We start from the raw sequence: 12,617 nt of genomic DNA, 5'->3' as shown, positions 1-12,617 counted from the left end.
CCGGCCAACAGAACAGGTAGGATACCTGCCTGATTTTCCTGTCTTGCTATCGGAGTTGCCCATGAGCGCCGTCAATCGCGCAGCGGTGGAAGCCGTCCTTCGCCAATACACCGACCCTTACCTGAACCAGGACCCGGTCAGCGCCGGGTGTGTGCGCAACATCGACATCCAGGGCGATCGCGTCAGTGTCCAGTTGGAGTTGGGTTACGCCGCCGGCCTGTTCAAGAGCGGCTGGTCACAGATGCTGCAAATGGCCATCGAAGGCCTGGACGGCGTGACGTCTGCTCGCGTCGACATCACCAGCGTGATTGCCGCACACAAGGCTCAGGCGCAGATCCCGGGGCTGGCGAACGTGAAAAACGTGGTGGCCGTGGCGTCTGGCAAGGGTGGCGTGGGCAAATCCACCACCGCTGCGAACCTGGCGCTGGCGCTGGCCCGTGAAGGCGCCAAAGTGGGGATTCTCGACGCGGACATCTACGGTCCAAGCCAGGGCATCATGTTCGGCATCGCTGAAGGCACCCGACCAAAGGTCAAGGATCAGAAGTGGTTCGTGCCGATCGAGTCCCATGGCGTTGAAGTGATGTCGATGGCGTTCCTGACCGACGACAACACTCCGATGGTCTGGCGTGGGCCGATGGTGTCCGGTGCGCTGCTGCAACTGGTGACCCAGACTGCGTGGGGCGACCTGGATTACCTGGTCATCGACATGCCGCCAGGCACGGGTGACATTCAGTTGACCCTGGCACAGAAAGTCCCGGTGGCCGGTGCAGTAATCGTCACGACCCCGCAAGATCTGGCGTTGCTGGACGCGCGCAAGGGCGTGGAGATGTTCCGCAAGGTCAACATCCCGGTGCTGGGCGTGGTCGAAAACATGGCCGTGCACATCTGCTCCAACTGCGGGCATGCCGAGCATTTGTTCGGTGAAGGCGGTGGTGTGAAGCTGGCCAATCAGTATGGCGTTGAACTGCTGGCCTCGTTGCCGCTGTCGATGGTTATCCGCGAGCAGGCCGATGGCGGCAAACCGACGGTGATCGCCGAGCCGGACAGCCAGATTGCCATGGTGTATCAGGAACTGGCCCGCCATGTCGGTGCGCGGATCGTGTTGCAGGAAGCGGTATCGCCGGCGATGCCGAACATCAGCGTCAGTGACGATTGATTCGCTGAATAGATGTTGTAGCAGCTGCCGAGGCACGAGGCTGCGTTGGGCTGCGCAGCGGCTCCCGAGGGCGGTCCTGCGGACACGCAACGCAGCCTCGTACCTCGGCAGCTGCTACAGGGTTTTGGGGGCGTTAGATACGCAACCCGCCATCCATCTCCAGGATCCGGCCGGTGTAGTAGTCATTCTCGAAAATGTACGCCGCCGAATGGGCGATCTCTTCCGGTTTGCCCATGCGCTTGAGCGGAATACCGGCCGTCATTTTCTCCAGTGCTTCGGGCTTCATGCCCAACGTCATCTCGGTCTCGATAAAACCCGGTGCAATGCCTGCCACGCGGATGCCGTAGCGCGCCAGTTCCTTGGCCCAAGTCACGGTGGCCGCTGCCACGCCAGCCTTGGCGGCGGAGTAGTTGGTCTGGCCGACGTTGCCAGCGCGGGAAATCGACGAGATATTGATGATCGCGCCGCTGTTTTTTAGCTCGACCATTTTGGCCGCGACTTCGCGGGTGCACAGGAACACGCCGGTCAGGTTGACGTCGATGACCGCCTGCCATTGGGCCAGGCTCATCTTGGTCATTTCGCCGTCCTTGACCTTCAGCAGCAGGCCGTCACGCAAGATGCCCGCGTTGTTGATCAGGCCATGGATCGCGCCGAAATCTTCAGCAACCCGGGCGACCATGTCGCTCACTTGCTCTTCGTTGGCGACGTTGCACAGGTAGCTGCGCGCTTCGGCACCCTTGGCCTTGCACGCCGCGACGGTGTCGTCGAGCTTTTCCTGGTTCAGGTCCACCAGCGCCAGCTTCGCGCCTTTGGCGGCGAAATACTCGGCCATGGAACGACCTAAACCCTGGCAACCGCCAGTGATAATGATTACTTTGTCAGTGAGTTGCATTCGCATGCCCCAATAGCAGGTCAGAGTGGTTTCCTTGAAGAGGGCCTCTCGATCTGCACCTGGCGTGGCCTGGCTGCACATGAGAACTGCCCCGATGGCGTGCTGGATACTTATCCCCAGGTGCCTGTCCGTTTTTATGACGGATTCTATATAAGGAGTCATAAATTGAGCGTTGAAGCGGCCAAGAATGCCCGAGAATTGCTTCTCAAGGAATACCGTGGGGTGCTGTCGACCCATTCCAAGTCCATGCCGGGTTACCCGTTTGGCTCAGTGGTTCCCTACTGTCTGGATGACCAGGGCCGGCCGCTGATCCTTATCAGTCGCATCGCTCAGCACACTCATAACCTGCAAAAAGATCCGAAATGCTCATTGTTCGTGGGCGAGCGTGAGGCCGATGACGTGCAAGCCGTTGGTCGGCTGACGTACCTCGCCGAAGCAGAAAAGCTAGAAGACGAGGCGGCCATTGAAGCGGCTGCCGAGCGTTACTACCGCTATTTCCCGGAATCGCAGAGCTATCACAAGGCTCACGATTTCGATTTCTGGGTGCTCAAACCCGTGCGTCACCGCTACATCGGCGGCTTCGGCGCGATTCATTGGGTCGATCACCTGACCCTGGCCAACCCGTTTGCCGGCAAAGCCGAAGTGAGCATGGTCGAGCACATGAATGCCGATCACGCCAAAGCCATCGCGCACTACGTCGAACTGGCCGGCCTGCCGAAAACCGAACCGGCGCAACTGGCTGGCATCGACACCGAAGGCATGCATTTGCGCATCGGTCAGGCGCTGTACTGGTTGCCGTTTCAAGCACCTTGTAATACGCCGACACAAGTCCGGGAAGCCTTGGTTTTCCTGGCTCACGCCGAACATTGGCCCAAAAAAGAAGTCGCCGACGCTTGAATTCACGAAAGGGCGACGTCATCTAAGGCTTACTGGCAAGGCATTCTTGCGTTGAGGAACCATTTGATGCGCCCTTTTTTATTGCTCTTTGTACTGTTCCCGGTGTTGGAGCTGTTCGTATTCGTCAAAGTCAGCGGGGCTATCGGGTTTTTCCCGGCCCTGCTACTGATCATTCTCGGCTCGATGCTCGGCGTTTTTGTGCTGCGTATCGCCGGTCTGGCCACTGCACTGCGTGCCCGTGAAAGCCTGAATCGCGGCGAGTTGCCGGCCCAGACCATGCTCGAAGGCTTGATGCTGGCCCTGGCGGGCGGTCTGTTGATCCTGCCGGGCTTCGTCTCTGATGTGCTGGGCTTGATCTTGCTGATGCCGATCTCTCGTCGCTTGCTGGCCAATAAAATGCGCCAGCGCGCCGAAGAACAGGCGATTCGTCAGCGTGCATTTGCCGACGACCTGCAGCCTCGGGGCGGCCCTGCGCCGCGCGAACCACTGGGGCGAGAGCCCAACGTGATCGAAGGCGAGTTCGAACACCACCGTGACACCAAGTAAACCGCGTCATCTGCACGGCACCTTCGGGTGCCGTGTTCGTTTGCGGGGCAGCGTTGTGAAATTTTTTGCTGGCCCGCCCTTGTAATAAGCTTATGCGCCCTTATGTAACGGTCACCGCAAGGTTTCTGGCGATCACGCCAGACAGACTTCCGCGTCTCGCTTGTCGAGCCGCACCCGGCACCGCCGGATTTGTTAAACCCGCCGGGAATACACCGGCCGATGAAAACCACAATTAGGAGAGATCGACAATGAAGCTTCGTCCTCTGCATGACCGCGTCGTCATCCGTCGCAGCGAAGAAGAAAAGAAAACCGCTGGCGGTATCGTCCTGCCAGGTTCGGCTGCTGAGAAAGCCAACAGCGGCGAAATCCTCGCTGTCGGCACCGGCCGCGTGCTGGACAACGGTGAAGTGCGTGCACTGGCCGTTAAAGTGGGTGACAAGGTTGTGTTCGGCCCGTACTCCGGCAGCAACACCGTGAAAGTTGACGGCGAAGACCTGCTGGTAATGGCTGAGAACGAGATTCTCGCTGTTATCGAAGGCTGATTCCCCGCTCATTTTCCCGCTACTACAAAGTATTTAAGGAATATCGATCATGGCTGCTAAAGAAGTTAAATTCGGCGATTCCGCCCGCAAGAAAATGCTCGCCGGTGTCAACGTCCTGGCTGACGCAGTAAAAGCGACCCTGGGCCCTAAAGGCCGTAACGTGATCATCGAGAAGAGCTTCGGCGCTCCGACCATCACCAAGGACGGCGTGTCCGTTGCCAAAGAAATCGAGCTGAAAGATCGCTTCGAAAACATGGGTGCGCAACTGGTCAAAGACGTTGCCTCCCGTGCCAACGATGACGCAGGCGACGGCACCACCACCGCTACCGTTCTGGCTCAATCGATCGTCAACGAAGGCCTGAAAGCCGTCGCTGCCGGCATGAACCCGATGGACCTGAAACGCGGCATCGACAAAGCGACCATCGCTATTGTCAAAGAGCTCAAAGCCCTGTCCAAGCCATGCGCTGACACCAAGGCCATCGCTCAGGTCGGCACCATCTCGGCCAACTCCGACAGCTCCATCGGCGACATCATTGCCGAAGCCATGGAAAAAGTCGGTAAAGAAGGCGTGATCACCGTTGAAGAAGGCTCGGGCCTGGAAAACGAACTGTCGGTTGTTGAAGGCATGCAGTTCGACCGTGGCTACCTGTCCCCGTACTTCGTCAACAAGCCAGAGACCATGACTGCCGAGCTGGACGGTCCGCTGATCCTGCTGGTCGACAAGAAAATCTCGAACATCCGCGAAATGCTGCCAGTACTGGAAGCCGTTGCCAAAGCCGGCCGTCCACTGCTGATCGTGGCCGAAGACGTTGAAGGCGAAGCCCTGGCGACTCTGGTTGTGAACAACATGCGTGGCATCGTTAAAGTCGCAGCCGTCAAGGCTCCAGGCTTCGGCGACCGTCGCAAGGCCATGCTGCAGGACATCGCTGTTCTGACTGGCGGTACCGTCATCTCCGAAGAGATCGGTCTGAGCCTGGAAAGCACTACCCTGGAACACCTGGGTAATGCCAAGCGCGTGATCCTGTCCAAAGAAAACACCACCGTGATCGACGGTGCCGGCGTTGAGGCTGACATCCAGGCTCGCGTTCTGCAGATCCGTCAGCAAGTGGCCGACACTTCGTCCGACTACGACCGTGAAAAACTGCAAGAGCGTCTGGCCAAGCTGTCCGGCGGCGTTGCAGTGATCAAGGTTGGCGCGGGTTCCGAAGTTGAAATGAAAGAGAAGAAAGCCCGCGTTGAAGATGCCCTGCACGCTACCCGTGCAGCCGTTGAAGAAGGCGTGGTACCTGGCGGCGGCGTGGCACTGGTTCGCGCTCTGCAGGCTATCTCCGAACTCAAAGGCGACAACGATGACCAGAACGTTGGCATCCAGTTGCTGCGTCGCGCTGTAGAAGCGCCACTGCGTCAGATCGTTGCCAACTCCGGCGACGAGCCAAGCGTAGTGGTCGACAAGGTCAAGCAGGGTTCGGGTAACTTCGGTTACAACGCTGCCACCGGCGAATACGGCGACATGATCGAAATGGGTATCCTGGACCCGGCTAAAGTGACTCGTTCGGCTCTGCAAGCGGCTTCGTCGATTGCCAGCCTGATGATCACCACCGAAGCCATGATCGCCGAGATCAAGGAAGACGGCCCAGCTGGCGGCGGCATGCCAGACATGGGCGGTATGGGCGGCATGGGCGGCATGATGTAAGCCAGCCTCACCCTGTACTAAAAAACCCCGCCTGCGAAAGCAGGCGGGGTTTTTTATTGCCCTGATTCGGGTAAGTCAGGCGACCTGGTCGCTGCCATCGCGGGCAAGCCGAATCGTCGCACCACCGGTCCCACGAGTTAATGCAGTCCCCTGTAGGAGCTGGGCTTGCCCGCGATGGCGTCAGTTCAGGCGCTAACTGCTTTTGCTTTGGCCACCGACTCAACCCTCAAAGCCGGCCGGTAAAGAACGTAGTAGTACGATCCCAGGCAAATCAGCCAGCAGAAAATCGCGGTCCACACGTTGTGTGAGAAGAAGTGCGCACCCTGCATCATCCGGCCAATCGAGAACACCGTGCCCAGGGATAAGGCGAAGACAAACGCCGCGCGAGCCATGCGCGGACGGCGATCACGCAGCACGAAGAACAGCGCAAACAGAGTAAAACCGGTGGCGGCATGACCACCAGGCCAGCAGCGGCCGGGCTTATCCGTGTGCGGGCGAGGGCTCAGCAATTCGCTATAGGTTTCGTGGCCGCCAAATTGCTCAAGGCTCCATGGGCATTGCACCGCCGTCACCGCTTTCATGGGCGTGACAAACGAGGTTGCCAGACCCAGAGACAGTACCAGGCAGCCCAGTTCCCGCTTGAACGGTTTGAGCCTGGCCACGAAAAAAGAGGCGATATAGCCGATGATCGCAAACACGGAAAAGGCAATGACCACTTGCTTGGCGCGGTCATGCAGGATGTCTTCCAGGAAGTAACTGTGGCGCCCGATGAAGTCTCCCGCCACTGGATCGAAGAACAACCTGGCAAGGTCCATGTCCAGCGATGTCAGTTCGAGCAACACCAGGATGATCGCCGCAACGGCGGGAACCCCCAGGCACACCCAGAAATTGAGTGGGCGAGGGGCAGGACGGACAACGGTTGATGACATGGTGAATCCTGAACAAGGGAAAAAGCCCCGGGGCATCAGCCCGGGGCTATTCGGTTAACGATCGCTGACTTGACCGGCACCCTCCTTGGGCGCCTTCCAGCCAAGCAGCTGTTGCTTGAAGCCATAACTCGCGGTTTGGTAATAGGTAATCGCACGGGTGATCAACGGATCATCGGCGGTGGCACGGGATTCGCGACTTTCTGTCAGCGCTTCATCATGACGTCGCAACCCTTGGCGGGGGCTAAGGATCGCCAGATCCTTGCCGTCAAACAACCCCAGGTGTTGATAATTGCCAACCACCACTCGTGGCGGCAGCGGGTTGTCCTGCAACAGGTTGCGACCAAAGAACGTCGATTCATAGTCCAGGTTCAGCAAGCCCAGCAAGGTGGGCGCGAGGTCAATCTGGCTGGCCAGTTGTGCCGTCTCTCGGGCTTCAATCAACTTGGGTGCGTAAATGAACAGTGGAATCTGATAGTTGGCGATCGGCAAGTCTTCCTTGCCGGCGCTACCCGCCGTGTGGTCAGCGACGAAGACGAAGATTGTATTGTCAAACCATGGCTTTTTGCGTGCCTGCTCAAGGAACTGACCAATGGCGTAGTCGGTGTACTTCACGGCGCCGTCGCGACCATTACCGGATTTGATATCGATCCGATTGTCCGGGTAGGTATAGGGACGGTGATTGGACGTGGTCATCAGTTGCAGCAGAAACGGCTGTTGTTTCGCATAGTCGGCGTCAGCCAGTTTCAGGGTCTGGTTATAAAGGTCTTCGTCGGCCATGCCCCAGGCGTTCTTGAAGTGAATCTCGGCTTCATCGACGCTGCTCTGGTCGACCACGCGGTAACCGTTGCCGCTGAAGAACGCGTTCATGTTGTCGAAGTAACCGCGTCCACCGTAAACGAATACGCTGTCGTAACCCACGGCATTGAGCTGTTGGCCCAGGCTTGCAAAACCGCTCTCACGGCCCACGCGCTTGACGATCGAGCGCCCCGGCGTTGGCGGGATGGCCAGCGTGATGGCTTCCAGGCCACGGTCAGTACGGGTGCCGGTGGCGTAGAAATTGTTGAAATACAGGCTCTGCTTGCGCAAGGCATCGAGGTTGGGTGTCAGGTTGCGCTGGTCACCGTTGCTGCCCATGTACTTGGCGCTGAAGCTTTCGATGGTCACCAACACGATGTTGGGTTTGCGCGGGGTGCCGGGGTTATCGATTTCCCGGCGGATGTCTTGTGGGTCCTTGCCGATAAAGCGTGCGTTCGGCTCGCTCAGTTCGGCCCGGATCTGCTTGGCGACCACGTCAGCTGGCAGCGTCTTGTAGAACTGTGGGTAGTCCAGTTCGTTGTTACGGAACGCTGCGAAAAACTGATACGGGCCGTTACTGGCCAGTTCGTTTTGATAGGCGTTACCGCCCTGCGCGCGAGGCGCGTCCTGGCTGAGCAATTGCAGGCTCAAACCGGCAACGATCAGCAGCCCCAAGGCATTGAGCAGCCGCCCGCGCAGTGGCGGCAAGGGGGCAGTCATCGCGGCATTGAACGGTTTGCGCAATACGAAACTCAAGACAACGGCCAACACCGCGAGCAGGCTCAGCAGCTTGCCGATCGGATAGGACTCGAGCAGGTTGTTCAGTACTTCGTCGGAATACACCAGGTAGTCGACGGCGATGAAATTGAAGCGCACGCCGAATTCATCCCAGAACAGCCATTCGGCCACCGCAGTGAACAACATGGCGAACAGACTGACCGTCAGCAGGCCCTGAAGAAACCAGCGATGACCGCGCCGGCGCCACAGGGCCGGCGGGCACAACAGCAAGTAGAGGCCCATTGGCAGTGCTGCATAGGCAACGAAGCCCAGGTCATACAGCAAGCCGATGCCGAAAACCGGGAGGAAACCGCTGCCAGCCTCATCCAGGTGAGTGAGTAGCAGCACCGTTCGGGTCAGAAAGAAAATGGCCAGCCAGGCGCCGGTCACCAGCAGGAGAAAGCGCATTGGCGCGGTCTTGAAGAAGTCCATTGTGGGTGTATTCCTTATTATCAATTGCGCGACAGTGTCAGCCTATCACTGTAATCAGGTTGTGAACCGATAGTGAAAAACTCGTAAGTTCAGCCGTTTGGTTGAGCGAATTGATTCTACGACCTGTAACCCTAGCCCTGAGTCACACTTGGCCTTAAGCTGCGCGGGCCAAGACGGCCGTTACTGTGTACGGAGAAGGTGCCCATGCGAATTCTACTGGTTGAAGACAACCGCGACATCCTGGCCAATCTGGCTGATTACCTGGGCCTCAAAGGCTACACCGTGGATTGCGCACAAGACGGTTTGTCCGGCCTGCACCTGGCGGCCACCGAACATTACGACTTGATCGTGCTCGACATCATGCTGCCCGGCATCGACGGCTACACCCTGTGTAAACGCCTGCGTGAAGACGCCCGCCGTGACACGCCGGTGATCATGCTCACCGCTCGCGATCAACTGGATGACCGGCTGCAGGGCTTCAAGTCTGGGGCCGATGATTACCTGATCAAACCGTTTGCCCTGTCTGAACTGGCAGCGCGCATTGAAGCGGTGATGCGCCGCACCCAGGGTGGCGGTCGTCGCACCTTGCAGGTCGCCGATCTGGCCTACGACCTCGATACCCTGGAAGTAACCCGCGAAGGCCGACTGCTGAAGCTCAATCCGGTGGGGCTGAAGTTGCTCGCCGTGCTGATGCAGAAAAGCCCGCACGTGCTGCGCCGCGAAATTCTCGAAGAAGCCCTGTGGGGCGACGACTGCCCGGACAGTGACAGCCTGCGCAGCCACGTTCATCAACTGCGTCAAGTGATCGACAAACCGTTCGCCAAGCCATTGCTGCAAACCGTTCACGGTGTGGGTTATCGCTTGGCCGAGGGCCGTGATGGAGTTTAAACAGAGCCTGGCTCAACGGATCATCATCGCCTTTGCGCTGATGAGCGTGTTGGTGGCCGGCGCCTTCGCCATGGGCATTGTGGCGACCGTGCACGTGGTGGAAGAAAAACTGATTTCATCAGGCCTGGGCGGCGATTTGCAGCGCTTGTTGCTGATGGACAGCATCGCGGACTGGAGCCACCGCCCCGAGCCGGACCAACTGTTCTACTTCAGCGGCGGGGCAGGCGATTTCGAGCTGCCCAAGGATCTGCGCAACCTGGATTCGGGCTTTCACGAGGTTTTTCGCGATCAGCTGTCGTATCACGCCATGGTCGAAATCGTCGACGGCCGGCGTTACGTGCTGTTGCAGGACCAAAGCGATTTCGAAGAGCGTGAGCGGGTGCTGTTTGCCGTGGTGCTGGTGGGCTTCGTGCTGAGCCTGGCGCTGGCGGTCTTTCTCGGCTGGGTCCTGGCGCGCAAAGTCATGGCGCCGGTGGTTCGCCTGGCGCGCCAGGTGCGTCACCGCGATCAATTGTTGGGTCTGGCACCGCCACTGGCACCGGATTATGCCGCTGACGAAGTGGGCGAGCTGGCCGTTGCCTTCGACGCCACCCTTGGGCGCTTGCGTCAGGCATTGACCCGCGAGCGGTTGTTTACCAGTGATGTCAGCCACGAACTGCGCACGCCATTGATGGTGCTGGCCAGCTCCTGTGAGCTGCTGTTGGAAAACCCTGGTATTGATCAGCGCGGGCGAGCCCAGGTCGAGCGCATCGCCCGTGCCTGTGAAGAGATGCGGGAACTGGTCCAGACTTTCCTGATGTTGGCGCGCGCGCAGCGTGAAGATGCCAGCATGTCGCCGCAGCAGAACGTCAAGCAGGTAGCCGACGGGCTGCTCAATCTGTGGCGAGAACCTATCGAGACCAAAGGGCTGACGCTGATTGTCGAGCAAGGCTCCCCTCCAACCGCCAGTTACAACGCAACCCTTTTGCATGCGGTGATGGGCAACCTGTTGCGCAATGCTCTGCATTACACCGAGCGCGGTTTCATCCGGTTGACCCTGACGGCTACGGGTTTTCTGGTTGAGGACAGTGGTGTCGGCATTCCCGAAGAAAAGCGCGAGGCGATGTTCGAGCCTTTCGTGCGCGGCTCTGAAAAACGCGGTGAGGGCCTGGGCCTTGGGTTGTCACTGGTGCAGCGGATCTGCGAGAACCAGGGCTGGACGGTCAGCCTGACAACCATGGAGCCTAATGGCTGTCGTTTTCAGGTCGAATTACAGGCGTCAGATGGTGATTAAATGACCTGTTGCGAAGGGATGGCCCTGCGCTATTGTTACGATCCTGTAAAACCCTGAAATGGTTCGGGGGTTTGCTTAACGAAATTTTCACAAATGCATGACCTGTCACCGACACAAAAATACATAAGGTTGGTGACATCAGCATTTCAGGAGACCTGATGATGGACGGCCCGATCAAACTCGATTTTTCCGAAAAGTACGATGATCAACACGCTCAACGCTACCTGCGCAAGCATCAGGACGGCCTCGGTCGCAAGCTGTCCCACTGGCGTGACATACAGCTGGCACGCAAGGCGCTGACACTGGTCGGCGAGCCTGGCCTGGTGCTCGACTTGCCTTGCGGTGCAGGGCGTTTCTGGCCGATGCTGGCGGAAAAAGCCAACCGGGCCATCATCGGCGCAGACAACTCGGAATCGATGGTGAAGATTGCCATGCAGGCGCAACCCGCCGACGTGGTGAAACGGGTACAACCCTTGCACACTTCTGCCTTCGACATCGCCTTGCCAGATAACGCCGTCGACAGCATTTTCTGCATGCGTCTGCTGCACCACATCGGTGATGCCGAGCATCGACTGGCCATTCTGCGCGAATTTCAGCGTGTCTCCCGTGACAGCGTGATCCTTTCGTTGTGGGTGGACGGTAACTTCAAGGCCTGGAAACGCAAGCGCTCAGAAGCGCGACGTGGGCAGGAAGGTTACCAAAACCGGTTTGTGTTACCGGCCGCAACGGTGGAGAAGGAATTCGAGCAAGCGGGTTTCCGTATCCAGGAAAAACTGGACTTTATTCCGCTCTACGCCATGTGGCGCGTTTACGTATTACGCAAGAGGTAACAGGATGGCAGTGCAATGTGCAGCAGAAACGGAAGTCGCTCCAAAGGACCGCTTCGACTTTTTCTGGAGCCAGCGCGGTGAATGGGTAGAAGAACCCAACGTTCGCCGCGGTGGGGAAAGTGGTGTGCAGCGTGTCATGGGCAGCGATGGACAACTGCTCTACGCCAAGCGTCAGACCGGCCATATCTATCGAAGCTGGTTGCACCCGTTTGGCCGCCCTACCGTATTGCGTGAGCAAGATGCGCTCATCGGTCTGCGCAAGCTTGACGTGCGTGTTCCGGAAATCGTTTTCTGCGGCGCACAGCGCGACCCTGTGCACAAATGGCGCGCATTGCTGGTGACCAAGTCGCTGGATGGCTTCGACGAAATCGAAAAGTGGTACGCCGGTGGTGGTCGAGAGCGTCATGGCGAAGCGGTGAATGATCGTGTGTTGAAAGATCTGGCCGAAAACCTCGCCCGCATGCACAAGGGGCGGTGGCAGCACAGCTGCATCTACATCAAGCATGTGTTCCTGCGGGTCACCGGTGAAGGCGAGTCGGCCAAGGTCGAAATTGCCTTGATCGACCTGGAGAAGTGCCGACAGCGTATGACGGCTTATCAGGCGGCTGCACATGACATGAAGCAACTGCGTCGCCACTCGTCGTTCAGCGCTGCGGACTGGAAAAAACTCGTCTACTTTTATGAGACGGCGTTTGGCAGCGCTATCAAGGGTTTATAGCGATGAAACTAGAAATTGCACGAGGTTTGTTTTTAGTTGGAGCCTTGGCAGTTGCTACTTTGGCGGTGGCTGCCTGGGAGCAGCCTCGCACGCAGGTCCTCAGTTCAGTGAGCAGCGATGCTCACTGTCCAATTCCACGGGCAATCAAAGCCTCCTCGGCAGCGCAACCCGACCACGATCTGTTGTTGCTCATGTTCGGACTTGCTCAGGGAATGAGGCCGCAAAGTTGACCCGATTGAAACCAAAATA

13 protein-coding genes are annotated in these 12,617 nt (G+C 58.4%); 10 read left to right on the top strand and 3 right to left on the bottom strand.

The genetic code is table 11. The features are described from left to right. The first annotated feature begins 61 nt into the window (after positions 1-61). The gene (gene apbC, locus AB4N76_RS07960; RefSeq protein ID WP_460164354.1) at positions 62-1,156 is read left to right on the top strand and encodes an iron-sulfur cluster carrier protein ApbC; all 1,095 of its coding nucleotides are present in this window, start codon (positions 62-64) and stop codon (positions 1,154-1,156) included. Positions 1,157-1,289: 133 nt separating this feature from the next. Here apbC and AB4N76_RS07955 read toward each other — a convergent pair whose 3' ends face one another. Continuing rightward, positions 1,290-2,048, bottom strand: a complete 759-nt coding sequence (locus AB4N76_RS07955) for an SDR family oxidoreductase (RefSeq protein ID WP_046026469.1) — start codon at positions 2,046-2,048, stop codon at positions 1,290-1,292. Positions 2,049-2,213: 165 nt separating this feature from the next. Here AB4N76_RS07955 and AB4N76_RS07950 point away from each other — a divergent pair, with 165 nt between their 5' ends. From AB4N76_RS07950 to groL, 4 genes are all read left to right on the top strand, one after another. Further along, positions 2,214-2,945: a HugZ family pyridoxamine 5'-phosphate oxidase gene (locus tag AB4N76_RS07950; protein WP_077431348.1), complete on the top strand. Its 732-nt coding sequence runs from the start codon at positions 2,214-2,216 to the stop codon at positions 2,943-2,945. Positions 2,946-3,011: 66 nt separating this feature from the next. Further along, positions 3,012-3,491: an FxsA family protein gene (locus tag AB4N76_RS07945; protein ID WP_077431349.1), complete on the top strand. Its 480-nt coding sequence runs from the start codon at positions 3,012-3,014 to the stop codon at positions 3,489-3,491. 248 nt (positions 3,492-3,739) lie between these two features. After that, positions 3,740-4,033, top strand: a complete 294-nt coding sequence (locus tag AB4N76_RS07940; protein WP_019827816.1) for a co-chaperone GroES — start codon at positions 3,740-3,742, stop codon at positions 4,031-4,033. 49 nt (positions 4,034-4,082) lie between these two features. Beyond that, on the top strand, positions 4,083-5,726 hold the full coding sequence (gene groL, locus AB4N76_RS07935) for a chaperonin GroEL (RefSeq protein ID WP_046026465.1): 1,644 nt from the start codon (positions 4,083-4,085) through the stop codon (positions 5,724-5,726). Positions 5,727-5,911: 185 nt separating this feature from the next. On the opposite strand, the gene AB4N76_RS07930 is transcribed toward groL, so the two are convergent. Continuing rightward, a complete protein-coding gene (locus AB4N76_RS07930) occupies positions 5,912-6,655 on the bottom strand; it encodes a phosphatase PAP2 family protein (RefSeq protein WP_046026463.1) in 744 nt (247 codons plus the stop codon). Positions 6,656-6,709: 54 nt separating this feature from the next. Further along, positions 6,710-8,659, bottom strand: a complete 1,950-nt coding sequence (locus AB4N76_RS07925; protein ID WP_046026459.1) for an LTA synthase family protein — start codon at positions 8,657-8,659, stop codon at positions 6,710-6,712. Between the two features lie 204 nt (positions 8,660-8,863). On the opposite strand from AB4N76_RS07925, the gene colR reads away from it, so the two are divergent. From colR to AB4N76_RS07900, 5 genes are all read left to right on the top strand, one after another. After that, positions 8,864-9,547, top strand: a complete 684-nt coding sequence (gene colR / locus AB4N76_RS07920; RefSeq protein ID WP_046026458.1) for a two-component system response regulator ColR — start codon at positions 8,864-8,866, stop codon at positions 9,545-9,547. Continuing rightward, positions 9,537-10,820, top strand: a complete 1,284-nt coding sequence (locus AB4N76_RS07915) for a sensor histidine kinase (protein ID WP_046026457.1) — start codon at positions 9,537-9,539, stop codon at positions 10,818-10,820. The genes colR and AB4N76_RS07915 overlap by 11 nt, the downstream gene beginning before the upstream one ends. 161 nt (positions 10,821-10,981) lie before the next feature. Beyond that, positions 10,982-11,650: a class I SAM-dependent methyltransferase gene (locus AB4N76_RS07910; RefSeq protein ID WP_046026456.1), complete on the top strand. Its 669-nt coding sequence runs from the start codon at positions 10,982-10,984 to the stop codon at positions 11,648-11,650. A gap of 4 nt (positions 11,651-11,654) precedes the next feature. Next, a complete protein-coding gene (locus AB4N76_RS07905; protein WP_046026455.1) occupies positions 11,655-12,368 on the top strand; it encodes a lipopolysaccharide kinase InaA family protein in 714 nt (237 codons plus the stop codon). A gap of 2 nt (positions 12,369-12,370) precedes the next feature. Beyond that, positions 12,371-12,598 carry a hypothetical protein gene (locus AB4N76_RS07900; protein WP_077431350.1) on the top strand — a complete coding sequence of 76 codons (228 nt, stop codon included), beginning with the start codon at positions 12,371-12,373 and terminating at the stop codon, positions 12,596-12,598. The last annotated feature ends 19 nt before the right edge of the window (positions 12,599-12,617 follow it).

The organism is Pseudomonas sp. S2_F03 (assembly GCF_054668335.1).
This window is presented reverse-complemented; position numbering and strand designations above follow the sequence as displayed.

Bases quoted from the DNA above. Each gene is read 5' to 3' on its own strand.
- apbC (WP_460164354.1), top strand. From the start codon at position 62: ATGAGCGCCGTCAATCGCGCAGCGGTGGAAGCCGTCCTTCGCCAATAC.
- AB4N76_RS07955 (WP_046026469.1), bottom strand. From the start codon at position 2,048: ATGCAACTCACTGACAAAGTAATCATTATCACTGGCGGTTGCCAGGGT.
- AB4N76_RS07945 (WP_077431349.1), top strand. From the start codon at position 3,012: ATGCGCCCTTTTTTATTGCTCTTTGTACTGTTCCCGGTGTTGGAGCTG.
- AB4N76_RS07940 (WP_019827816.1), top strand. From the start codon at position 3,740: ATGAAGCTTCGTCCTCTGCATGACCGCGTCGTCATCCGTCGCAGCGAA.
- groL (WP_046026465.1), top strand. From the start codon at position 4,083: ATGGCTGCTAAAGAAGTTAAATTCGGCGATTCCGCCCGCAAGAAAATG.
- AB4N76_RS07930 (WP_046026463.1), bottom strand. From the start codon at position 6,655: ATGTCATCAACCGTTGTCCGTCCTGCCCCTCGCCCACTCAATTTCTGG.
- AB4N76_RS07925 (WP_046026459.1), bottom strand. From the start codon at position 8,659: ATGGACTTCTTCAAGACCGCGCCAATGCGCTTTCTCCTGCTGGTGACC.
- colR (WP_046026458.1), top strand. From the start codon at position 8,864: ATGCGAATTCTACTGGTTGAAGACAACCGCGACATCCTGGCCAATCTG.
- AB4N76_RS07915 (WP_046026457.1), top strand. From the start codon at position 9,537: ATGGAGTTTAAACAGAGCCTGGCTCAACGGATCATCATCGCCTTTGCG.
- AB4N76_RS07910 (WP_046026456.1), top strand. From the start codon at position 10,982: ATGGACGGCCCGATCAAACTCGATTTTTCCGAAAAGTACGATGATCAA.
- AB4N76_RS07905 (WP_046026455.1), top strand. From the start codon at position 11,655: ATGGCAGTGCAATGTGCAGCAGAAACGGAAGTCGCTCCAAAGGACCGC.
- AB4N76_RS07900 (WP_077431350.1), top strand. From the start codon at position 12,371: ATGAAACTAGAAATTGCACGAGGTTTGTTTTTAGTTGGAGCCTTGGCA.